The sequence below is a fragment of the Tateyamaria sp. Alg231-49 genome (genome assembly GCF_900143535.1).
Classification (GTDB): domain Bacteria; phylum Pseudomonadota; class Alphaproteobacteria; order Rhodobacterales; family Rhodobacteraceae; genus Tateyamaria.
On the sequence record NZ_FRFA01000005.1, the window covers coordinates 160,865 to 182,404 of the forward strand.

General features: G+C 58.1%; 21 protein-coding genes and 1 other RNA gene. 7 read left to right on the forward strand and 15 right to left on the reverse strand.

Going from position 1 to position 21,540, the window contains the following annotated elements:
* Positions 1 to 34 precede the first annotated feature (34 nt).
* From DHN60_RS09765 to DHN60_RS09780, 4 genes are read left to right on the forward strand one after another with little or no spacing between them, the layout of a single operon-like run.
* Positions 35 to 1,279 carry a carbohydrate ABC transporter permease gene (locus tag DHN60_RS09765; RefSeq protein WP_108837104.1) on the forward strand — a complete coding sequence of 415 codons (1,245 nt, stop codon included), beginning with the start codon at positions 35 to 37 and terminating at the stop codon, positions 1,277 to 1,279.
* The gene (locus tag DHN60_RS09770) at positions 1,276 to 2,490 is read left to right on the forward strand and encodes a carbohydrate ABC transporter permease (protein WP_108837105.1); all 1,215 of its coding nucleotides are present in this window, start codon (positions 1,276 to 1,278) and stop codon (positions 2,488 to 2,490) included. The genes DHN60_RS09765 and DHN60_RS09770 overlap by 4 nt, the downstream gene beginning before the upstream one ends.
* Positions 2,487 to 3,749 (forward strand): hypothetical protein, encoded by a 1,263-nt coding sequence (locus tag DHN60_RS09775; protein ID WP_108837106.1) that lies wholly within the window; start codon positions 2,487 to 2,489, stop codon positions 3,747 to 3,749. The genes DHN60_RS09770 and DHN60_RS09775 overlap by 4 nt, the downstream gene beginning before the upstream one ends.
* Positions 3,749 to 4,762 carry an ABC transporter ATP-binding protein gene (locus DHN60_RS09780; RefSeq protein ID WP_108837107.1) on the forward strand — a complete coding sequence of 338 codons (1,014 nt, stop codon included), beginning with the start codon at positions 3,749 to 3,751 and terminating at the stop codon, positions 4,760 to 4,762. Before DHN60_RS09775 ends, DHN60_RS09780 begins: the two co-directional genes overlap by 1 nt.
* Before the next feature lie 338 nt (positions 4,763 to 5,100).
* Here the strand turns inward: DHN60_RS09780 and DHN60_RS09785 are convergent, their stop codons facing one another.
* The 7 genes from DHN60_RS09785 to mgtE all read right to left on the reverse strand — a co-directional run bounded on the left by DHN60_RS09785 (position 5,101) and on the right by mgtE (position 12,808).
* Positions 5,101 to 5,646, reverse strand: a complete 546-nt coding sequence (locus DHN60_RS09785; protein WP_159089164.1) for a hypothetical protein — start codon at positions 5,644 to 5,646, stop codon at positions 5,101 to 5,103.
* Between the two features lie 416 nt (positions 5,647 to 6,062).
* Entirely contained in the window at positions 6,063 to 6,506 is a 444-nt protein-coding gene (locus DHN60_RS09790; protein ID WP_108837109.1) for a hypothetical protein, read from the reverse strand.
* A gap of 630 nt (positions 6,507 to 7,136) precedes the next feature.
* The gene (locus DHN60_RS09795; protein ID WP_108837110.1) at positions 7,137 to 8,915 is read right to left on the reverse strand and encodes an SLC13 family permease; all 1,779 of its coding nucleotides are present in this window, start codon (positions 8,913 to 8,915) and stop codon (positions 7,137 to 7,139) included.
* 37 nt (positions 8,916 to 8,952) lie between these two features.
* A complete protein-coding gene (locus DHN60_RS09800) occupies positions 8,953 to 9,882 on the reverse strand; it encodes a DMT family transporter (RefSeq protein ID WP_108837111.1) in 930 nt (309 codons plus the stop codon).
* On the reverse strand, positions 9,879 to 10,688 hold the full coding sequence (locus tag DHN60_RS09805; protein WP_108837290.1) for a TIGR00282 family metallophosphoesterase: 810 nt from the start codon (positions 10,686 to 10,688) through the stop codon (positions 9,879 to 9,881). The genes DHN60_RS09800 and DHN60_RS09805 overlap by 4 nt, the downstream gene beginning before the upstream one ends.
* 103 nt (positions 10,689 to 10,791) lie before the next feature.
* Positions 10,792 to 11,346 carry a 5-formyltetrahydrofolate cyclo-ligase gene (locus tag DHN60_RS09810; protein ID WP_108837112.1) on the reverse strand — a complete coding sequence of 185 codons (555 nt, stop codon included), beginning with the start codon at positions 11,344 to 11,346 and terminating at the stop codon, positions 10,792 to 10,794.
* A 67-nt stretch (positions 11,347 to 11,413) separates the two neighbouring features.
* A complete protein-coding gene (mgtE, locus tag DHN60_RS09815) occupies positions 11,414 to 12,808 on the reverse strand; it encodes a magnesium transporter (RefSeq protein ID WP_108837113.1) in 1,395 nt (464 codons plus the stop codon).
* A gap of 118 nt (positions 12,809 to 12,926) precedes the next feature.
* On the opposite strand from mgtE, the gene guaD reads away from it, so the two are divergent.
* Positions 12,927 to 14,225 carry a guanine deaminase gene (gene guaD / locus DHN60_RS09820; RefSeq protein WP_108837114.1) on the forward strand — a complete coding sequence of 433 codons (1,299 nt, stop codon included), beginning with the start codon at positions 12,927 to 12,929 and terminating at the stop codon, positions 14,223 to 14,225.
* A 43-nt stretch (positions 14,226 to 14,268) separates the two neighbouring features.
* Here guaD and DHN60_RS09825 read toward each other — a convergent pair whose 3' ends face one another.
* The 5 genes from DHN60_RS09825 to DHN60_RS09845 form a co-directional block, all read right to left on the reverse strand.
* Positions 14,269 to 14,685, reverse strand: coding sequence for a CAP domain-containing protein (locus DHN60_RS09825; protein WP_234423593.1), 417 nt, complete (start codon positions 14,683 to 14,685; stop codon positions 14,269 to 14,271).
* Complete coding sequence (locus DHN60_RS09830; protein WP_108837115.1) at positions 14,685 to 16,025, reverse strand: 8-oxoguanine deaminase; 1,341 nt, start codon at positions 16,023 to 16,025, stop codon at positions 14,685 to 14,687. Before DHN60_RS09830 ends, DHN60_RS09825 begins: the two co-directional genes overlap by 1 nt.
* Positions 16,022 to 16,816, reverse strand: coding sequence for a histidinol-phosphatase (hisN, locus tag DHN60_RS09835; protein ID WP_108837116.1), 795 nt, complete (start codon positions 16,814 to 16,816; stop codon positions 16,022 to 16,024). The genes DHN60_RS09830 and hisN overlap by 4 nt, the downstream gene beginning before the upstream one ends.
* A 72-nt stretch (positions 16,817 to 16,888) precedes the next feature.
* Positions 16,889 to 17,263, reverse strand: coding sequence for a helix-turn-helix domain-containing protein (locus DHN60_RS09840; protein WP_108837117.1), 375 nt, complete (start codon positions 17,261 to 17,263; stop codon positions 16,889 to 16,891).
* Positions 17,264 to 17,706: 443 nt separating this feature from the next.
* On the reverse strand, positions 17,707 to 18,591 hold the full coding sequence (locus DHN60_RS09845) for a LysR family transcriptional regulator (protein ID WP_108837292.1): 885 nt from the start codon (positions 18,589 to 18,591) through the stop codon (positions 17,707 to 17,709).
* 124 nt (positions 18,592 to 18,715) lie between these two features.
* Here DHN60_RS09845 and DHN60_RS09850 point away from each other — a divergent pair, with 124 nt between their 5' ends.
* Both DHN60_RS09850 and DHN60_RS09855 read left to right on the forward strand, forming a co-directional pair.
* On the forward strand, positions 18,716 to 18,934 hold the full coding sequence (locus DHN60_RS09850; RefSeq protein WP_108837118.1) for a DUF1127 domain-containing protein: 219 nt from the start codon (positions 18,716 to 18,718) through the stop codon (positions 18,932 to 18,934).
* A gap of 195 nt (positions 18,935 to 19,129) precedes the next feature.
* Positions 19,130 to 19,903, forward strand: a complete 774-nt coding sequence (locus DHN60_RS09855) for a Bax inhibitor-1/YccA family protein (protein ID WP_108837119.1) — start codon at positions 19,130 to 19,132, stop codon at positions 19,901 to 19,903.
* Between the two features lie 142 nt (positions 19,904 to 20,045).
* Here the strand turns inward: DHN60_RS09855 and DHN60_RS09860 are convergent, their stop codons facing one another.
* From DHN60_RS09860 to rnpB, 3 genes are all read right to left on the reverse strand, one after another.
* Positions 20,046 to 20,522 carry a GNAT family N-acetyltransferase gene (locus DHN60_RS09860; RefSeq protein ID WP_234423594.1) on the reverse strand — a complete coding sequence of 159 codons (477 nt, stop codon included), beginning with the start codon at positions 20,520 to 20,522 and terminating at the stop codon, positions 20,046 to 20,048.
* 209 nt (positions 20,523 to 20,731) lie between these two features.
* Positions 20,732 to 20,899 carry a 50S ribosomal protein L33 gene (rpmG, locus tag DHN60_RS09865; RefSeq protein WP_058315632.1) on the reverse strand — a complete coding sequence of 56 codons (168 nt, stop codon included), beginning with the start codon at positions 20,897 to 20,899 and terminating at the stop codon, positions 20,732 to 20,734.
* A 255-nt stretch (positions 20,900 to 21,154) separates the two neighbouring features.
* Positions 21,155 to 21,531, reverse strand: an RNA gene (gene rnpB, locus DHN60_RS09870) — RNase P RNA component class A.
* Positions 21,532 to 21,540 lie beyond the last annotated feature (9 nt).

Sequence of the window (21,540 nt, forward strand, 5' to 3'; positions counted from 1 at the left end):
ACAATTTACTCAACCACCTTGAGGAGGTGTCCCAATGGCGGAGCTCCAGCCTCCCGTCGGAACCGGTCCTTTGGCCAAACGCGAGGCACGCCTTGCATGGGGGCTGTTGTTTCCGACAATCGCAGCCGTCGCTTTGGTCGTGGTACTGCCCCTGCTCGCGATCTTCTGGATTTCATTCAAACCCGTTGAACTGGGCGATTTGCGGGCCCCAGAGGTGACCTTGCGCGAAGACATTCGCGGCGACGCGGAAAAGGTCGGAGATACGCCAACAATCCGATATCGCCTGCGCAATTCCTCGCAAGAACAACCGATTACCGGTGTCACCTTCGCAGATGTCGTGCCCGAAGGGTTGGTTGTGCAGGAGCTTGACGAACGCTGTGCCCTGTCCGCGCGGGATCTGACCTGCGACCTCGGCGATTGGGAGCCGGGTGCACGAGAGACCCTGACCATTCCGGTTACGGTCGAACAGGCCTATCTCGACAATGATCTGCGCCCTCAGGACAGCCCGGCCACGACCACTGGCACCTCTTCCAACGTCCTGACAAACAGCACATTCACACTGGAAAACTTCTCTCGGATCTTTAACGGCGACGAGTTCGTGGAAGTACTCTGGGTCACGTTATTCTACACAGTATTCGGCACCATTGGCGCATTGCTCGTGGGCCTTTTTGCAGCGCTGCTTTTGAACAAGTCCTTCAAGGGTCAGGGCATTCTGCGGGGCCTTTACCTCTTTCCCTACGTCGCCCCGGTGATTGCGGTGGCCTTTGCGTGGCTTATCCTGTTTGACCCGTTTTCGGGGTCCGCCAATGCGCTCTTGATCCAAATGGGTGTGACGCCGCAGGCGATCAACTTCTTTGGCGAACGCCCGCTGGCGCTGATCATGGTCACCGTGTTCGAAATCTGGCGGTATTTTCCGCTGTCCTTCCTGTTCATCCTCGCCCGGATGCAAAGCATCGACACCGATATGTACGAAGCCGCAGACATGGACGGCGCCTCCCCGTTTCAGCAATTCTGGTATCTCAGCGTGCCGCAATTGCTGGGCATTCTCAGCGTGCTTTTCCTGCTCCGCTTCATCTGGACGTTCAACAAGTTCGACGACATCTTCCTGCTGACAGGCGGAAACGCGGGCACGCGGACACTTACGGTAAACGTCTATGAACAGGCCTTTGCGGTCTCGAACATCGGCGCAGGTGCTGCGGTGGCGGTTGTCATCTTTGGCTGCCTGCTGACGTTCTCGATCTTCTTTCTCAAATACATCAGTCAGGAGGAAGGGCTATGAAGGCGCTGCGCTTCAACTGGTTCACCAGCCCGGTTCTGGGCGCACTCTGGATGGTGGTGCTGTCGACCACGGTTGCGATCATCATGAGCTTTGCAACGGGCGATCCGTTCCGGCCCCACATCCTGTTCTCGCTGCTCTGGGGGGGCGTGATCGGCTTTGCGATCGGGCATCGGATGGGCGGGCGGATCGGCGAACTCATCGGCGGGGTCGCGCTGGTGGCGCTGATCCTGCTGAACTTCGGACCGCTCACCATCGGCGAACTGGCCTCACCGTTTGTGGCGATACTGGCAGCCGTCGCACTGGCGGCAGCCTTTGTACTGTCGGGTCGGGTGATCCTCGACGATCTGGTGCCCGGCGCTCTGACACGGCACGAATTCGAAGGGGCGGTGATCCGGTTCCTGACCGGGTTCGGCTACATCTTCTTCACCGCAATCGTGCTGATCCCCTTCTACGTCATGGTGATGACCAGCTTCAAAAACCAGTCCGAGCTGATGCAGAACCCGCTGGATTTTTCAATCGACATCGGCAAAGGGGCAGAACTGTTCCGGTCCTATAATGAACTGTTCAGCCAGTTCAATTTCGGCACGTACCTGTTCAACTCCTTCTTCATCTCAGTACTGACGGTGTTTATCACGCTGGCTTTCGCGATTCCGGGGGCCTACGCGGTTGCACGGCTGCGGTTTCAGGGACGGGCGGCGTTTTCGCGCTCGATCCTGCTGATCTACATGGTGCCGATGATCGTTCTGGCACTGCCGATCTACATCGCGTTTTCAATGACCGGACTGCGCAATTCGTTCTGGGGGATCGTGATGATCTATCCGGTGACGACAATCCCGGTGGCACTCTACATGCTACAAGGCTACTTTCGCGGGCTGCCAGCCGAGGTCGAAGAGGCCGGGCTAATGGACGGGCTGTCGCGCCTTGCGGTGATCTGGAAGATCACACTGCCGCTGTCCCTGCCGGCGCTGGCGTCGGTGTCGCTTTATGTGTTCATGATCGCCTGGAACGAATTCCTGCTGGCCTTCATGCTGCTGGATGATCCATCCAAGTTCACGCTGACGCGGGGCATCGCGGCACTCAACTCTTCAGAAATCCCACGACAACACCTGATGGCAGGATCAGTCATTGCGACCGTGCCGATCATGGCGCTGTTTCTGGGATTGGAACGCTTCATGACAAAAGGACTGACCGCCGGGTCGGTAAAGGGATGACCATGGATTTACACGAGCGGGCGCGCCAGATTCTGCGCCAGAACGACAGGGGCGGATACACGCTGCCCACCCACGGTCTCTATCCTTACCAATGGAACTGGGACAGCGCCTTTGCAGCATGGGGGTTTGCAACCTTTGATCTGCCGCGCGCTTGGGATGAATTCGACACACTGCTGGCCAGCCAATGGGAGGGCGGGATGGTCCCGCACATCATCTTCCACGACCCTGACCCAAGTTACTTCCCCGGCCCCGATGTCTGGTCAACCGGACAAAGCCCAGCCACATCCGGCATCTCGCAGCCCCCCGTCGCGGCCACAATGGTGCGGCGGGTCTGGGAAATGAACAGAGAGCTTGGGCACAACAGGCTGGCCGCGATCTATCCAAAACTGGTGGCATGGCACCGCTGGTGGCACGAGGTACGCTGCGTGCACGGACCTGCCGCGATCACACACCCATGGGAAAGCGGGCGCGACAATTGCCCGGATTGGGACATCGGCATGGCCGGTGTGGATGGGTCCAATGTCGGGCCCTACACCCGACGCGACACCGGCCACGTGGACCCCTCTATGCGCCCGCAAAAAGAACAATATGACCGCTACATCGCCATGGTCCAGTTCGGTGTCAGCGTGGGATGGGATCAGAAAAGGATCGTGGACGAAGGCCCGTTCCTGATGGCGGACCCCGGAATAACGTTCATCCTTCTGCGCGCACATGAGGACTTGATTGCGCTTGGTCAGGCACTTGGGGAAGACACAACGGAGATTGCGCATTGGGCCGAAACGCTCCGCGCCGCCCTGCCCGAAATCTGGAACCCCGATCTGGGTGCCTATGACGCCAAGAACCTGCGCACAGGCGAATTCGCCGGCATACTCGGCTCGGGCGCATTGCTGGCCTATGTGGCCAATGCGGGAAACCCGGAACTGGACGCACATTTGATGCGGGTCTGGGATGCGGTCAACTACGGCATCCCATCGGCCGATCCGCACCATCCCTCCTTTGATGCACGCCGCTATTGGCGCGGCCCTTCATGGCCGTTCCTCAACGCATTAATTGCAATCGGATTTCGCGACATGGGCCGCCATGATCTGGACAACAGACTGCGGCGCGAAACCGCTGCAGCCATCGCCAAAAACGGCTTTGCCGAATACTTTGATCCGCTGGACGCAACCGCGTGTGGGGGCATGGATTTCACCTGGACAGCAGCCATCTGGCTGACCTGGGCCGGGCTAGATGCAGAAGAAAACCGGGGGGCTGCCTAATGCCGTCAATCTCACTCAACGCAGTCGAAAAATGGTTCGGAGACATTCAGGTCATCAAGGGCGTGGACCTTGCCATCAACGAAGGTGAATTTGTCATCTTCGTGGGCCCGTCGGGCTGTGGCAAATCCACCCTGCTGCGCATGATCGCGGGGCTCGAAGAAACATCGCGCGGCTCGATCATGATCGGGGATCGCGATGTCACCGCCGAACCACCCAGCAAACGCGGGCTGGCGATGGTGTTCCAGTCCTACGCGCTCTATCCGCACATGTCGGTGCGCGACAACGTGGGCTTTCCCCTGAAATCCGCCGGGCTGCCCAAGGCAGAGATCGAGGCCAAGGTGAACGAAGCGGCGCGCGTCCTGAAACTCGATGCCTACATGGATCGCCGCCCCAAGGACCTGTCCGGCGGTCAGCGCCAGCGCGTGGCCATCGGCCGCTCAATCGTGCGCGACCCCACGGCGTTCCTCTTTGATGAACCACTGTCCAATCTCGACGCCGCCCTGCGGGTCGAAATGCGCTACGAGATCGCCAAGCTGCACCAAACCCTCAAATCGACGATGATCTACGTCACCCATGATCAGGTCGAGGCGATGACACTGGCCGACCGGATCGTCGTGCTGGAATTTGGCAAAATCGCACAGGTGGGCAGCCCGAGGGAGCTGTATGAAAATCCCGCAAACCTGTTCGTGGCGCAGTTCGTTGGCTCCCCCCGCATGAACGTCGCTGACGCATCATCCGCACCGGGAGTCCAACTGCCAGCCGAGGCTAAATCCTTTGGCGTGCGCCCCGAACACATCGCCCTCGTAGAGGCGGGCGCAGGCCGCATCGACGGAACGGTCGACGTGCTCGAATACCTCGGGGCCGACACATTCGTGATCGTGTCCTGCGGCGACGCGGGTCAGTTGACAGTGCGCGTGAACGGCAGCGCGTCTCTGAAACCCGGAGACCCCGTGGGGCTCGATTTCGGCGATGACGTCATCCACAAGTTTGATGCAAAAGGGTTGGCTTTTTAGGCTCTGGGGCTTTTGGGCTGGTAGCTGATGACTGGTGGCAAAGCGGAGCTTGGGGCGCTCGGTAGTGAAGGGTGGCGATGCGCAGGAAGCGGACTTTGCAAAGTCGGATCAATTCCCGTCAGCGGTCATTCATGCAGAGTGCAGCGAACGACCGCACTGATCCCAAAGTCGACATGTCCAGAGCGTCAATCATGCTGATGAAACATTTTGATTCCCACCAATGATCCAATCTAACGCGCTGCGTTACGAAGAAACACTCCGTATGGACTCATAGGACCTCAGGGCCATACGGGTGCAGGGAGCAATGGGTTCCGACCTTTGGCTGTCGATACCAAGGCCTATGGCGATGCTGCAGAAATCTTTCTCTTTATTTCATTAAACCTCGCTCGCCCCTGAAAACCAGGCGTCGGTTTTGGTTGGGATATTACATATTGCTCTCCGTTTGTGTCACGACCCCAAAGCATCGCAGTGCCGTCCTGAAGAACATTAACCAAAAGATGGACATCGTAAGGTTCGAAACGATAAACCCCCTCCTCATCAATCCCACTCGTCGTTGCGTTTTTCCACACATACCCCCCGAAAGGGGACTCATGAGTCTGCCACGTCCCTTCGGTGATTTCTTGCCTATAAAAATCTACAGATTGGAAGGAGCCGTTTTTCGCAAAATACAATTCCCTGAAATATCCCTTTGCGCCATCCGTAATGTCAAATCGAATAGAGTTTCCGGCATATCGGCTATAGACCTCGGCTTCTGTAAGCGTTCGCGATCCTTCAACCATAGCAGCGCTGATCGGAGGGCCATCACGAAGACAGCCCGATACGAAAAGAACGCAAATAGAGAGCAGGCAGATTGAAACTCTGCTCAGATACGGGTGATTTGTCATAAAGAATATCCTATGATTGCAGGTTAGAAAAAAATCTGACGTGCACCCCGTCTCCAGTGCATTCTACTCAGGCTTTCGAACGAAACTCGGCTATATTCATCCCGCATTTCCCTGCACTGCGGACAGTGAAGACGACTGCGTTGAATGATCGACTGAGCGCAATGCAGACCTCAGGGGCAAGCTCAGGATTGGTTGATAAAGCTACAAAGCTTTTCTTGCTGGCGTGGGTTGGCTGAGGACCAGAAGATTTCTGTGATACGTGAGGATCATTGCCCCCACCACCAGCGCGGATTTGGTGATGTAGGAGAAAAGCCTACCACAAATGGATCAAAGTCCATTGGGTCTTTGTAAAAACTCGGGTGTATAAAAACGTACATTGAATCACCTTTGACAAAACGCGTTGATTCTTGTCCCTTTTATGTACCTTTTTCGATCTTTATGACGTTTTTCTTGTATCCTTTCGCGACCAATGCAGTCTGAAATGCATCGTCTAATGCACGTACACCCACCATATCGTAGCCGGCCTTCCCCTTAACCCTGAGTTTGAATACAGCATAACACACGCGCCCCCTTTTAATGCTATTTGCTGTTAATGTTATGTAGCGGCCAGTTACAAACTTTTCATGTATATCATAAAAACTTTTTTTTCCTGTTGAGGTTCCACTAAACCCTGCCTGTTCGAGGGCAAGTGTGGGAAACTTCCCGGTCGCCAAGTACGAAGCGCATGCTTCGGCCGCAACTTTTCCATCCTTTACATGGTCAATGGTTTGGGACTGCGCTGACAACGGCCAAATAAGGAGCGTTAGAAATAGAGTTGTCCTGTAAAATGATGATTGGGTCGGCATTGTTGATATTATCATTATTCGCCCTTTTTATTCTAGATCAGCCTATGAGTTAAACTGGGAAATCAAAAGTGTGGTATACCTTACCTTCCAGAAATGACTTGATAAAAATGGCCTGACTTGACGTAGTGAAGTCTCGACATCCCGCATGTCCTCGGTCAGTTCGAACGAAAAACATCCCAAAGTATTGCTGCAAGCAACCGATTTGGATAGCGGGCAATGTCGCGGGGTTGGATGATTGCTTGGTCGAAACCACGGTTCAACGTGGCGAGTCGTCAATAGATTTGGTTGAAGCGCGGAGTTGAATTCGCTGCTCGTGCATAAGGCAGCTTTGTCCGCTCAGCGGTCCTTCAAGCTTGGCACAGCGAAGGTCCGTTTACCTCGCGAGACGTCAAATCTCAATGTCGGCTTCGGGCTACCAGCGGTCATTCCTTCCTCTTCGGTGAACGTCAGCTTCAATACGCAAGGCAGTCTTTAACTTGTAATGTATAAAACGGCCGTTTCATTCCGGTTTATCGGCCCAAAGCCCAATTGTTACACCAGGGCAAAGCGCCCAGCGCGTCTCTCCATGTCTTAACAGGGTATGAATCCGCCTCTGTAACCCATTGAAATCCCTAAGGGCGAAACATGTCCCAGCGTGGGACACCGTCACAAGGGCCAGATAAACGGGATCACCAAAGACGCCAGTATCGCCACGCTCAGATTGAGCGGAATCCCAACCTTCATAAAGTCGCTGAACTTGTACCCGCCGGGCCCATAAACCAGCGTGTTGGTCTGATACCCAATCGGCGTGGCAAAGGCGCAAGAGGCCGCAATCATCACCGCCACCACCAGCGGGCGCGGGTCCAGCCCCAGCGCCGCCCCCAGACTGATCGCAATGGGCGTCATAATGACAGCCACCGCATTGTTGGACACAATCTCTGTCAGGGTCGACGTCATCACAAAGACCACAAACAGGATCAAAGGTGCGGGCAACATCGCAAGTCCCGGCGAAACCCCATCGACCAGCAACGCGATGGCCCCCGAATTCTGCAGACCCGCCCCCACCGCCAGCATCCCAAAGATCAGCGCCAACAACTGCCCGTCCACAAAGGAAAACGCCTCATCCGCGTCAATACAGCCCGTCACCAGCACCAGTGCCACCGCCACAACCGCAAGCAAAAGGATGGGCGCCACGTTTAGGGCCGCAAGGATCACGATACCCGCCAGTGCCGCAATCGCGATAGGCGCGTGCGAGCGTCGGTAAGCGCGTGCCGAAGGGTGCGACACATCCACCATCTCCTGATCCGCGGCAAGGCGCTGGATGTCCTCCGGCGCCCCTTCCAGCAGCAACGTGTCCCCGACCTTGACCACCAGCGCATCCAACTGCAGCCCAATATTCTGGTTCCGCCGATGCACCGCCAGCGGGTACACCCCATACCGCCGCCGCAACCGCAACGACCCCAGAGAGCGGCCCACCATCTTGCACCCCGGGGTGATCAGCGCCTCGACCGTCGTGGTTTCCACCGCAGACACCTGATCGACACGGCGCAACTCTTTGTTGGCTTGCAGGCTCAACAACTCGGTCATCTGCGTGCGCAACACCACCCGGTCGCCGACCTGCAACACCACGTTCCCCAAGTCGCGACGCAGAGACAGGTCTCCGCGCACCACGTCGATCAGTCGCACCCCTTCGCGCTTGAACAACTGCACACCCATGACCTCACGCCCAATCAGGTTGCTGTCGGGCGGGATCACAGCCTCGGTAAAGAACTTCATCTTCGAGCGATCCGACAGCATGCTTGCCATGCTGTCCCGATCCGGCAACAGGCGAGGGGCAAAGATCGACAAATAGATCAGCCCCCAAACACACACGACAAGCCCAATCGGAAGGATTTCAAAGATACTGAACGCCGCCAACCCAGCTTCGCGCGCGACCCCATCCACGAGCAAATTGGTCGAGGTCCCGATCAGGGTGAGCGATCCGCCCATGATGGCCGCATAGCTCAGCGGGATCAGCAGGCGAGAGGCCTTGACACCAAGGCTCTGGCTCAACTGCACCATGACAGGGATCATCACCACAACGACGGGCGTGTTGTTCATGATGGCCGAACCCGCCATGACGGCAAGGATCACAGAGACCACAGCCGTCTTGGGCCGGGTCTTGGCAGATCGCTCAGCCGTCCGGGTCAACACGTCAAGCGCGCCCGTCCGCACCAATGCACCCATCACGATGAACATCGCCGCAATGGTCCAAGGCGCGGGGTTGGACAGGATCGACAGGGCCGCATCGTACGGCAAAATGCCGGTGGCCAGCATGCAGGCCGCCCCCGCAATCGCCACCACCTCGGTCGAAAACGTCTCGCGCACGAACAGCACGAACATCACCACGACCAGTGACAAGGCCAAAAGCGGAGAGATTAAAGGCGAGGCAGCAAGCAGCGACATCAACACGTCATCCCATTGGCGCGCAACAGGCGCAGCCCTAGAGGCCAGTTTCGCGTATTGCCGGGTCCTCATCAAGCGCCGGTTTGTGCCGCGGCTGAACAAGGTACATGCCAACCAACATCAGCGCCAGTGCCGCCCAGATAACGGGCGGATACGCCTCACTCAGGATCAGCCAAGCCCACAAAATGCCAAACAGGGTGACCAGATAGCTGATCTGCACCGCAAACACCGGACCTGCGCGCCCCACCAGCCAGACGTAGCCTGTATAGGTCAGCACATGCAGGATTGAACTTGCCACCAACGCCCGTTCAGGGGGCCCGAAAGGTGGACGTGGATCAATCCACTGACCACTGCCAAGCGCCAGCGGCAAAGCGATCAGGGACCCCACAAGAGACGCCCCCCACAGGACTTGGATCGGGTCCAAGCCCGCTGTGCCCCAGCGAGCGACGTAGTTCCCCTCAAAAGCGTAAAACAGCCCGGAAATAAGCCCGATCAGAACCCAGAAAATTGGTATGGCACCGGACATGTCCGCTCCCGGCAAAACGATCAGCAGCACGGCACACAGTCCCGCCACCAACCCGCCCAAACGCATCCACTCGAAGCGATCCAGCCCCAGCGTCAGCGCGATCGGGAAAGCCCAGATAGGGATCATAGATAGCAAAATGGACAAAACGCCGGCTGGCAAGTGAACTGCCGCCTGATAGCTGGCCGTATTGGGCAAGACCGATCCAATCAGCGCAATCAGCACATAGACCCGCAACTGGGCGGCTCCCAAAGGCAAACGCGTGCCGCGCACCAGCGCGATGGTCGACATGACCATGACCCCAATCGCCAACTGCCAGAACAGCAGCCCAAAATGCTTGTATCCGGTGCTGACTGCAATCTTGGTCAGGGGCATCGTCATGCCCCACCCTGCCCCCAACACAAACAGCATGGCGACACAAAACAGGGTCTCGGACCGTGTCATGGCCCGGTGGGTTTCAAGGCTCCACCCTCTCGTACCATCTCGATCCGGGTCGCGCGTCCCTTGTCATCAGTCTCGATGTAAACGCCCGACAGTGTGGCGGGCCCGAGAGCCGGAGCGAAGCGCTCCTTTGACATGCCGGTTATAAAGCGGCGCAGGGGTTCATCGCGCTGCATGCCGATGACCGAGTTATAGTCACCGCACATACCCGCGTCCGTCAGATACCCGCACCCCTTTGCAAGGATCATTGCATCGCTCGTTGGGACATGGGTGTGCGTGCCCACCATCAGGCTGGCACGTCCGTCACACCAATGTCCCATGGCCATCTTCTCTGAGGTGGCCTCGCAATGAAAATCAACCACGATCGCATCGGCTTCTCCGCCCAAAGGATGGGTGCGAAATACGGTCTCAAGGGCCGAAAACGGATCGTCAAATGGGCGTTTCATGAACACTTGCCCCAGCGCTTGCGTCACAAGCACCTTCTTCCCGCCCCGCGCTGTGAACAGGCGCGCGCCCTTACCCGGCGCCGCCTTGGAAAAGTTCAAGGGACGCAAAATGCGCGGCTCAGACTCGATGAACTGCAACATGTCCTTTTGATCAAAGGCATGGTCTCCCAAGGTGACGCAATCCGCGCCAGCCTCAAGCAGTGCACGGGCATGCGCCCCAGAAAGCCCCATGCCAGACGTCGCATTCTCGCCGTTGACTACAACGAAATCGAGGTCCCACTGGTAACGCAGACGGGGCAGTTGTTCGGTGATCGCCTGACGGCCAGATCGGCCCATCACATCACCCAGAAAAAGAATGTTCATGACGCCCCATATGTCGCAATCGCCCAAGGGGGCAAGCACATCATGTTTCTGCGGGCCGAAAATACCATCGGGGCGGCGGCCAAACGGCACGGGTTGAACCCCTTCAGACTTCAATCACCTCAGCATCAGTGACAATCAAATCCAGTGGCTGATCCGTCGGCTCCAAAGGCAGCGCATCAACCTCTTGCGCACCGTAAGCAAACCCAATCGCCAAAACGGAACCCGTGGCGCGTAGCAGCTCTAACGTTCGATCATAGAAACCGCCGCCATATCCCAACCGTCCTCCTGCGCGCGAAAATGCGACCAGTGGAACAATCACAATCTCCGGGTCAAAGAATTCATCAACCGCAGGAACACGCGCCCCGAAAGGCCCGTCACGCATCGCCCCTTCGGGTGTCCAGCGCGAAAACTCCAAAGGCGTCCCAGCGCCAAGGATCACGGGCACGCCAACAGGCCCATGTGCAGATGCCTCTGCCATCGCAGGCAAAGGGTCAATCTCGGAACGGATTGGCATGTAGCCAGCCAAGGGCACACCACGATATCCGGCAAGAACAGAGGACAACAAACCGCACGCCCCGCCCCGGTCCAGATCAAAGGCGGCCTTGCGTACCCGCAGCGCCGCCTTGCGCGCTTGCGCCTTTTGTTCGTTCAAATCCATGCACACACCACGGGCCGGCGGGCGGGCGCCTTTGACCGCAAGGCCAGACAGACCGGTCCCGACGCAGTCACAACAACACCAGCGCGGCAAGGCCCAGGAATGCAAAGAACCCGACCACATCTGTCACGGTCGTCACAAATGCGCCCGAGGCAAGCGCCGGGTCAATCCCGAGACGGTCCAGCACAACCGGAATGACAGTACCGGCAAAGCCCGCGACCACCATGTTCACCACCATCGCAGCCGCAATCACATATCCAAGCTGAGGAGATCCAAACCAGATCATCCCCACAACGGCCATCACCACAGCAAACAAGCAACCATTGAACAGCCCCACCAACACCTCGCGCCGGATGACCCGCCAGAGGTTCGCGGTCGTTAAATCCTTCGTCGCGAGCGCGCGCACCGCCACCGTCAGCGATTGCGTACCCGCATTTCCGCCCATGGAGGCGACAATTGGCATGAGTACAGCGAGCGCCACAATCTGCGCGAGCGCTGCCTCAAACTGCGCGATAACCAGAGAAGCAAAAATCGCCGTTATCAGGTTCACTGTCAGCCATGGGAGGCGGCGCTTCGTGGTCTCGCGCACAGAATCCGACAAAGCAGATTCCTCGCCAACCCCGGCCAGACGCAGAATGTCCTCCTCATGCTCTTCGTCGAGCACGGCCATCGCGTCATCAATGGTAATCTGGCCGATCAGACGGCCCTCATCATCCACCACAGGAGCAGAGATCAGGTGATATTGGTTGAACGCGTAGGCCACCTCGCTTTCGGCCTGAGTGGCGGGGATGACGCGAAAGGTCTCTTCCACCAGGTCGCGCAAAAACACCTCACGGCGCGAGCGCATGAGTTTGCCAAGAGTGACATTGCCCACCGGGTGCAGGCGCGGATCAACCAGAACCAGATGATAGAATTGACCCGGCAGGTCTTTTTCATCGGCACTGCGCAACCGGTCGATGGCCTCCCCCACGGTCCAATGCTCAGGCGCCATGACAACTTCGCGCTGCATCAGCCGGCCTGCCGAGTACTCCGGAAACGCCATCGCCTGCTCGACCATTGCGCGATCAGACTCTTCCAGCGCGTCCAGAATGGTCTCTTGCTGAGCGTCGTCGAGATCCTCGATCAGATCGACCACATCATCGCTGTCGAGATCGCGAACCGCATCGGCCAGAACATGCGGTTTGAGGACGGCCATCACCTCTTCGCGGATCGACTCGTCAAGTTCAGACAGGATATCGCCGTCAAATTCACGGTCATACAGACGGATCAGCCGCGCACGATCAAACGCGTTGATCTGCTCCAGAAGGTCCGCGATGTCCGCTGCGTGCAGCGGCTCCATCAATGTGATCAGCTGGTCGCGATCCTCGATATCGACCGCATATAGAATCGCAGATACGTCTTTGCGCTCAAGCACATAGCCCGCGTCCTCCCCAACCGGCTCCTGCACATCGACGTCTTCTGACATGGGATCCCTCATCGGTTGGGCTGTGAATTCCGGCAAACATAGGGTGCGGACTTGCCACTGACAATGGGCGCCGCTTTAGGCTTTGCATGCGTGCCGCCAGTCAGGCCATAAGACAGGTATGACAATACGCCATCTTCTATTGGGCCATGTGCTGCAATTCTCCGGCAATCCGTTCACCATGCCGTGGGACAGTGCAGTGCACATCCTTGAAAACAGCGCCCTCCTGATCGAAGGAACGCAAATTCTGGCAGTGGGAGAGGCCGCGCGCACCGCCGCTGGGCCGGATGCACAGATCCATGACCACACCGGGCAATTGATCCTGCCCGGCTTTGTCGACGCTCATGCGCACTATCCACAGACCGCCATGATTGCGTCCTGGGGTAAACGGTTGATCGACTGGCTCAACACCTACACGTTCCCTGAAGAGATCCGGTTGGGCGATCCTGCATATGCCAACGCAATCGCAAACCGGTATCTTGATCTGGTGCTCGATCACGGAACCACCAGCGTGGCCAGCTTTTGTACAATCCACCCCGGCAGTGTGGATGCGCTTTTTGAAGGGGCGGAACAGCGCGGCATGGCGGTGGTGGCGGGTAAAATCTGTATGGACCGCAACGCCCCGGACGCACTGCAAGATACGGCGCAAACGGCCTATGACGACAGCAAAGCGCTTTTGACCCGATGGCACGGGACGGGCCGCGCGATTTACGCGGTCACGCCCCGATTTTCGCCCACTTCGACACCCGAACAACTGCACGCCCTTGGCGCGCTTTGGGCCGAGCACCCCGACGCGCTGATGCAGACCCATCTGAGCGAGCAGGTGGATGAAATTGTCTGGGTGCAGGAACTTTACCCCGATGCACGCGACTACCTCGACACGTACGAGGCCACTGGACTGATGGGCGCCCGAGGGATTTATGGCCACGCCATCCACCTTACCCCGCGCGAAATCGATCGTTTGCGCGAAGTTGGTGCGGCTGTCGTGCATTGCCCCACATCGAACACGTTCATCGGCTCAGGTCTTTTCGATCTGATGGGGTTGGCAAAGGCAGGTCAGGTCGTCGGGCTGGCAACAGACACCGGGGGCGGGTCGTCCTTTTCGATGCTGCGCACGATGGCCGCGGCTTATGAGATTGCTCAGTTGCGCGGTGAAGCCGTACATGCCGCCCAGTTGCTGTGGCTTGCCACGGCCGGGTCAGCGGCGGCACTGCATCGCGGGGATGAAATCGGAACCCTCGCGCCGGGCCTTGCCGCAGATATCTGCGTGCTCGACCTCGCATCGACCCCGGCGATTGCACAACGCGCCCATGAGGCCGCGCATGTTTGGGATGCCGTGTTCCCGACGATCATGATGGGAGACGACCGTGCCGTCGCGTCTGTCTGGGTGAATGGCCAGCCTTTGCGCGGCGGAAACTGACACAGTTTCCATCACGTTTTCTGCGTTCGGGAAGCGCTCTCGCCTAGCAGGGTGCCGCCAACACCATGACCCAACGGTCACCAGTCACGCGCGCGATGCCCACCGCCTTGGCTTTGCGGTGCAGAATGTTGCGCCGGTGTCCGCGCGACTGCATCCACGCGGCCATCACATCCACGAGGCTTTTCTGACCTGCGGCGATGTTCTCGGCCCCAAAGCAGAAACCATAATCCACCCTGCGCAACCGCGTTCCAATATCCGATCCGTCCGATCCGGTGTGGCTAAAGAACCCTTGCGCGGCCATGTCCTCCCCATGAGCACGCGCCGCTGTTTCCAGTCGGGCGTCATAAACAAGCGCGGACCGCCCTTCCGCCGCGCGCGCGTTGTTCACGACTGCAAGCGTTGCGCGATCAGCCTGCGCGGTTGTTGCGACCATCAACAGGGCCACAGTCACGCATCGCATCACGCCACCTCGCTCAGTTCACGGGCCAGAGTATTTTGGCGGCGCACAGCACTTTGCAAATCGAACGTCACCACATGCCCATCGCGCACCACCTGACGCCCTTCAACGAACAGATCGCGCACTGTCGTTGGGCCAGCCAACAACAACGCCGCCGGGTCCCAACTGCCTGCTGAGGCCACCCCAGAGACATCCCAAATGGCGATATCCGCGCGGGCACCAACCTCCAGCCGCCCGCATTCCGGGCGGCCCAGCACATCTGCACCACCGCGCGTCGCGATCTCCAGCGCTTCCATGGCCGACATCGCGTCCGCCCCACGCGCCACGCGCTGAAGCAGCATCGCCTGACGCGCCTCGGCCACCAGATTACCTGCATCATTACTGGCCGATCCATCAACACCCAGACCGACAGGCACGCCCGCATCCCGCATAGCCCGGATCGGCGCGATCCCCGATCCAAGGCGGCAGTTCGAACAGGGGCAATGGGCCACGCCCGTACCCGTGGCGGCAAACAACGCAATCTCGGACGGGTCCAGCTTCACGCAGTGGGCATGCCAGACATCCGAACCGACCCAGCCAAGGTCTTCGGCATATTGGCCGGGGCGACAGCCAAAGTTGGCCAGGGAATAGGCGATGTCCTCGTCATTCTCGGCCAGATGGGTGTGCATCATGACCCCCTTGTCCCGCGCCAGCACGGCAGCATCACGCATCAGTTCACGACTGACGGAAAAGGGCGAACAGGGGGCCACGCCAACCCGGCACATGGACGACGCGGACGGATCATGAAAGGCGTCGATCACGCGGATGCAGTCCTCAAGGATCGCAGCTTCGTCTTCGACCAGACTGTCGGGCGGCAAGCCGCCGTCGCTCACGCCAATGCTCATCGCGCCGCGCGTCGGCTGAAACCGCAAGCCGACCTCGCGCGCCGCCGAAATCGTATCCTCCAGCCGCGCACCGTTTGGATAGAGATAAAGGTGATCCGTGCTCATCGTGCAGCCCGAAAGAGCCAATTCGGCCAACCCGACCTGCGCAGAGACAAACATATGCTCTGGCGTAAAGCGCGCCCAGATCGGATAGAGCGTGCTGAGCCAGCCAAATAGCAGTGCATCCTGTGCCGCCGGTACAGCGCGGGTCAGCGTCTGATACAGGTGGTGATGGGTGTTCACGAGACCCGGAGTGATCACACAGCCCGCCGCCTCTAAAACCTCGCCCTCCGTGACAAGACCAGTACCAACAGCTGCGACAGCCCCGTCTCGGACCAGAATATCGGCGCCGTTCAGTACCCGGCGCGTATCGTCCATCGTGACAAGGTAGTCCGCATTTCGGATCAGCACTTCGCTCATGTCTGTACCTGCAAGATAGCCAAAGCAGCTGCGTGAATGTCCCGGTTGGCCGCAGCCAATGCGCGCCCGCCTTGATGGACTGGGCCACCTTCCCAATCGGTGACGATACCGCCGGCAGCCTCGATCACGGCGATTGGCGCCTGAATGTCGTAGGCTTGCAATCCCGCCTCGATCACAAGATCTACCTGTCCGGCAGCGACAAGCGCATAGGCGTAGCAATCCATCCCATAACGCACGAGCTTCGCCTCTGTCGCCACCGCCTCGAACCCAAAGCGATCAACGTCAGTGCCAACTTCAGGGAAAGTTGTGAAGACAATTGCTTCGGCCAAATCACGAGTAGGCCGGGTTGTGATGGAACGCGTCCCAAGCGGGCCACTCATCTGTGCGGTGCCAGCGGCCCCCTCAAATCGCTCTCCGATGTAGGGTTGGTCGATGATACCAAGGATCGGGCCAGTTTCCGGGCCCACAGCGATCAATACACCCCATGTGGGTGTCCCAGCGACAAAGCCGCGGGTCCCGTCAATCGGGTCAAGCACCCAAGTCAGTCCGGATGTGCCCGCGCTGGCGCCAAATTCTTCGCCCAGAATAGCATCATCGGGACGCATCTCAGCCAATAGGCTTCGCATCGCCTGCTCTGCGGCACGGTCCGCCGCCGTGACGGGGTCATACCCTCCCGGCGCTTTGTTGTCGGCTGCAAGGTTCGGTGTGCGGAAATAGGGCAAGATGGCGGAACGCGCTACATCTGCCAGTGCGTTGGCCACATGCCTGAGATCATCGATATCATGGTTCATGTATCCGGCGTGCCAGACACGTCACACGGACGCAAGTGTCAGATGAAATTGCATTGAATTTGATTGGGCCGTTCAGGCCACTTCGCTCAGCACGCGGGCAAGCTCAAACAGTCGACGGCGTTGGTTTTCAGGGATGGCATAATAGGAGCGCACCAATTCCATCGCTTCCTTGTCGCCTAACAAATCAGGCGCTGCATATTGGGACCCTGCACCGGGATGATCGCCCGAGTCTTTGAGACCCTCAAAAAAGAAGGCGACCGGCACGCCCATCGCCTCGCCGATATCCCAAAGACGAGAGGCGCTGACGCGGTTCGAACCGGTTTCATACTTCTGAATTTGCTGGAATTTGATGCCAACCAGATCCGCAAGTGCCTGCTGTGTCATGCCAATCAGCCAACGCCTCTGGCGAATGCGTTTGCCGACATGGACGTCAACGGTATGTGCCATACGAAGTGCCACCCTGCTGTTTGCTTCACACTAAGAGATTTCGCGATCTTGCCCAAGAATGCATAACTGCGCACATCTCCTTAGGTTGTACTTCAGCATACGCGGCGCGCAATTTGTTTTCAACGCTTTCCACCCGCATTGGGCGAGTGACGTCAAGACAGCGGGTATCAAGGGTTGATATTCATTCCATAAGTCTTGTTAACCTTTTCAGCCGCTTGCCCTGCGTTCAGAGCGTAAAATGTCGTTCATTGAATGCGAATTCCATACTGTATCAACGCGTTAGTAATCGACTCCATCGATACAACCTATGCGAGATTTTCGATACTCAACCGCCGTACTTCGTTGCGGTTTTATGATGCTTTCAGGGCCCAAAACGCACCGGCAGAAATTGGCTCATGGCCCGCGCCACCCCACAAAAGGTGGCGCGAATCGCAGCTCCTGCGTCACGTCTTGGCGACGGCGCGCAGTTGCACCGGTTCGGGCACCTTGAAGGCACGGCGCAGCATGGACACGAGCGCCTCTTGCACCTCACCGCCGCCACGAGAAGCGCCATAAAGGTTGATGCGATGCGCAGGCAGGTCAGGCAAAAGGCCTCCGTGATCTATCCGATCCAGATGCGGCGGCTCTGTGCCTTCAATCATTGTGTGCACAGCCAAATCGGCGCTAACGGTCGCCTCGATCGTGCGGTCGCTTTCAGTTTCCACGACAACATCCCACGGAATTCCCGCCTCATCCAGATTCTCGACCACCCGAGGGCGAAACGTGCACTGCCGACCAAAGGCCAGTTTCAGCGGGCGCTGCCGCCATGCCGACCCGCTTGGCGCTCCGACCCAGCACAGCGGTTTAACCGCCAACTCTTCGCCCCCTGGATCAAGGCCGGTTTCAGTGGTCAAAATGATATCGCAGGCCCCTTTGGCGAATTCGGACTTGAGGCGCAGGGTAAATGAACTGTCCAACTGCACTTTGACCCGTGGAAAGGCCGCATGGAACTGTTTGAGGACCTGAGGAATCGCGGGATAGACGATATCATGGGGCACACCCAGCGTGATCTCTCCCTCATAAGCCTGATCTGTCAGCCGCGTGATCACCTCGTCGTTCAGCGCGACCATACGACGGGCATAGACCAACAAGTGCTCGCCCGAAGCCGTTAGCGCGATGCTGCGTCCGGAGCGGTCAAACAATTCAAGGCCCAGCAATTCCTCGAGGCGCTTTAGCTGCATCGACACGGCCGACTGCGTCAAATGCAGAAATCCTGCTGCCCGTGTAACCCCGCCACTTTCCGCCACCGCCACGAAGGAGCGTAGTGTGGTTATGTCCAAATTCCGCATATCACAATCCTTGATGTATCGCCTCACAAACATTCGTTTTTAAAATGTGCCACACTCCGCCATATACATCAACAGAATTGATACGAACCCGACAAACCATCACATGACCTGAGGAGAGACCATCATGGCACTGACTGATTTCAACCACGCAAAAGCAAGCTTTCGCACCCATTCCGCCGCCAAGCGTTTTTCCCTGACAACCCTGTTGTCGGTCTGGCGTTCGCGCCGCGCACTTGCGCAACTGGACGCAAACGCTTTGGCCGACATCGGTGTTTCCGCAAAAAGCGCACACAAAGAGGCCGCCAAGCCCATCTGGGACGTGCCCGCCAACTGGCGCGCATGAGTGCGAAACAGGCAGGCTGCGGCAGATTGACCCGATTTATGACAAAAAGAGTCGGAATGTCGGCGCCTACCCCCCCCTATCCGTACGAAAAGCCTTGAAAGCGAACGCCACTGACCCGATATTTGCCCCAATGCGGGCGATAAATCCGCGCTCCGGTGCGAACCACCGGCAACTTGTATCAATTGGAGGTCTAAAATGGCTGAGTTGAATACGATCCGGACAGCGTCTCAAACACAGGCGGCCCAGATCGATGCCGGGCTCCGCGCCCACATGAACAAAGTCTACGGCACAATGTCCGTGGGCATGCTGATCACCGCACTTGCGGCATGGGCCATCGCTGGCCTCTCGATCACAACCATTCCAAACGAATTCCAGATCGGCGCAGACAAGTATCTGACGTCGCTTGGCTACACCTTGTTCGTGTCGCCACTGAAATGGGTGATCATGTTCTCACCTCTGGCGTTCATCTTCTTTGGCTGGGGTGCACTGATGCGCCGCGGGTCGGCTGCGACGGTCCAACTGGGCTTTTTCGTATTCGCGGCCGTAATCGGTATCTCGATGGGCACGATCTTTATGATCTACACGCCCTATTCGATCGCACAGACCTTTGTGGTGACATCGATCGCCTTTGCGGGCCTGAGCCTGTGGGGATACACCACCAAGAAAAACCTGAGCGGCATGGGAACGTTCCTGATGATGGGCGTGATCGGTCTGATCGTAGCGATGGTTATCAACATCTTCCTGCAGTCACCTGCGATGATGTTCGCCATTTCGGCGATCGGTATCCTGATCTTTGCAGGCCTTACTGCCTACTACACGCAGGACATCAAGAACACGTACATCATGCACGCAAGTCATGGTGACCAGGAGTGGCTGGACAAAGCCGCCTATGACGGCGCGCTGAGCCTCTACATCGCCTTCCTGAACATGTTCCAGTTCCTGTTGATGTTCATGGGTCAGCAAGAATAACGGATGACAAATCCAAGACGACAAAGGCCGGTCAAAGCGACCGGCCTTTTTTTGTCGGAAAATTCTATCTGGCTTGGCGCGCGTGAAGCAGGACCATTAGAACATGTCTTGTGCCGCAGGCACGCCCTTGGATCACGCCCCGTTACAAATCGCGCATCATTTTGATCGATGGAAACACGATTCCACCGGCAAGTGTCACATCAATCGGGCCGATGGTTTCAAAACCGACAGCTTTGTAAAACGGCACAGCAGTACGCGTGGCCCAACACTCCATCCGGATGACTCCAGCTGAGCGAGCAACCGCGAAACAATGCTCCATCAATGCACGCCCTACGCCACGTCGCAGCGCCCGGTCGTCGCTGACCACATGGCGTATGTGGCCGAGGTTTCGGTCTTTGGCATCCCGTGTCCAGCCCCCGGCACCAAGGATCGCGCCGTTGTCTTCAGCCACATAATAGGTGCCACACACCAATAATTCAGGCCGTGCACGCGAGATGATAGGCAAGGCTGTGACCAATACGGACGGCGGGTAGTCTGCCTTCAGCAGCTTTGGATAGGTGCGCGCCAACAGCGCATCCACCGCGGCCAAATCATCCATGGTCGAAGGTCGGATCAGCACGGAAAGCCCTCCAGACAACGGCGCACTGCGGCGCGTGACAATCGATGATGCCCCCAAATGCGAGCTGGTGCTGCCGCTAAGAACAGGGCGCGCTCGGACGAACGTGCGATGCGGATGAATAACGCCCTGTGCATGTCCATCAACTCCCTAAAACGAAAAAGGCCGCGTCCTTGCGGCGCGGCCCTTTGAAATCGTGAAATCAGGCGATCTTACTTGATCTTGCCTTCCTTGTATTCCACATGTTTGCGCACGACGGGGTCATACTTTTTGACGACCATCTTTTCAGTCATGGTGCGCGCGTTCTTTTTGGTCACATAGAAGTGGCCGGTGCCTGCGGTCGAGTTCAGGCGGATCTTGATCGTGGTTGGCTTCGCCATCTTCTTGTCTCCTGCATCGTCGGTTCGCCAAATGGGACACCAACGGGAAATTCGTTAGAGCGCTGCTTTTACCCGCAGGCCACCCCGAGTCAACCCCGCTGGCATGGGAAAAGGCCCGGGTGGCGGATTTTACGCATCGGCCGACCTTGTCGAGCAAGCAACCTGCGGAAAAGGGCCAAGAAGTTGTACATGGCGGAACAACGCCGCCTCGCAACAGACCGCGATCGACAGGGCGCACAATGCGGTCAGTGGTAGGTGCGCGGAGGGGCTGTAAGCCGGATTCTGTCTAGGACGGCGAACCGCCCCGAGATGACCATTCCTCTTGAGATGCTGTTACCAACACCCCTCTAGCTGCCAACCCGGACCTGCTGGGGCAAAAGCAGCCCCGGGCCTTGCGGCCCACGCGGTCCCTATTTGGCATTGCTCCCGGTGGGGCTTGCCATGCGGGTGCTGTTGCCAGCCCCCCGGTGGGCTCTTACCCCACCGTTTCACCCTGGCCGACCCTAAGGTCGGTGGTTTGTTTTCTGTGGCGCTGTCCGTCGAGTTACCCCGCCCGGGCGTTACCCGGCACCGTATCTTTTGGGAGTCCGGACTTTCCTCGACATTGCTGCCGCGGTCATCCGCCCCTCCGCGCCGGATGC

Excerpts from the sequence above, each read along its gene's own strand:
- DHN60_RS09765 (WP_108837104.1), top strand. The coding sequence starts at position 35 with ATGGCGGAGCTCCAGCCTCCCGTCGGAACCGGTCCTTTGGCCAAACGC.
- DHN60_RS09770 (WP_108837105.1), top strand. The coding sequence starts at position 1,276 with ATGAAGGCGCTGCGCTTCAACTGGTTCACCAGCCCGGTTCTGGGCGCA.
- DHN60_RS09775 (WP_108837106.1), top strand. The coding sequence starts at position 2,487 with ATGACCATGGATTTACACGAGCGGGCGCGCCAGATTCTGCGCCAGAAC.
- DHN60_RS09780 (WP_108837107.1), top strand. The coding sequence starts at position 3,749 with ATGCCGTCAATCTCACTCAACGCAGTCGAAAAATGGTTCGGAGACATT.
- DHN60_RS09785 (WP_159089164.1), bottom strand. The coding sequence starts at position 5,646 with ATGACAAATCACCCGTATCTGAGCAGAGTTTCAATCTGCCTGCTCTCT.
- DHN60_RS09790 (WP_108837109.1), bottom strand. The coding sequence starts at position 6,506 with ATGATAATATCAACAATGCCGACCCAATCATCATTTTACAGGACAACT.
- DHN60_RS09795 (WP_108837110.1), bottom strand. The coding sequence starts at position 8,915 with ATGTCGCTGCTTGCTGCCTCGCCTTTAATCTCTCCGCTTTTGGCCTTG.
- DHN60_RS09800 (WP_108837111.1), bottom strand. The coding sequence starts at position 9,882 with ATGACACGGTCCGAGACCCTGTTTTGTGTCGCCATGCTGTTTGTGTTG.
- DHN60_RS09805 (WP_108837290.1), bottom strand. The coding sequence starts at position 10,688 with ATGAACATTCTTTTTCTGGGTGATGTGATGGGCCGATCTGGCCGTCAG.
- DHN60_RS09810 (WP_108837112.1), bottom strand. The coding sequence starts at position 11,346 with ATGGATTTGAACGAACAAAAGGCGCAAGCGCGCAAGGCGGCGCTGCGG.
- mgtE (WP_108837113.1), bottom strand. The coding sequence starts at position 12,808 with ATGTCAGAAGACGTCGATGTGCAGGAGCCGGTTGGGGAGGACGCGGGC.
- guaD (WP_108837114.1), top strand. The coding sequence starts at position 12,927 with ATGACAATACGCCATCTTCTATTGGGCCATGTGCTGCAATTCTCCGGC.
- DHN60_RS09825 (WP_234423593.1), bottom strand. The coding sequence starts at position 14,685 with ATGCGATGCGTGACTGTGGCCCTGTTGATGGTCGCAACAACCGCGCAG.
- DHN60_RS09830 (WP_108837115.1), bottom strand. The coding sequence starts at position 16,025 with ATGAGCGAAGTGCTGATCCGAAATGCGGACTACCTTGTCACGATGGAC.
- hisN (WP_108837116.1), bottom strand. The coding sequence starts at position 16,816 with ATGAACCATGATATCGATGATCTCAGGCATGTGGCCAACGCACTGGCA.
- DHN60_RS09840 (WP_108837117.1), bottom strand. The coding sequence starts at position 17,263 with ATGGCACATACCGTTGACGTCCATGTCGGCAAACGCATTCGCCAGAGG.
- DHN60_RS09845 (WP_108837292.1), bottom strand. The coding sequence starts at position 18,591 with ATGCGGAATTTGGACATAACCACACTACGCTCCTTCGTGGCGGTGGCG.
- DHN60_RS09850 (WP_108837118.1), top strand. The coding sequence starts at position 18,716 with ATGGCACTGACTGATTTCAACCACGCAAAAGCAAGCTTTCGCACCCAT.
- DHN60_RS09855 (WP_108837119.1), top strand. The coding sequence starts at position 19,130 with ATGGCTGAGTTGAATACGATCCGGACAGCGTCTCAAACACAGGCGGCC.
- rpmG (WP_058315632.1), bottom strand. The coding sequence starts at position 20,899 with ATGGCGAAGCCAACCACGATCAAGATCCGCCTGAACTCGACCGCAGGC.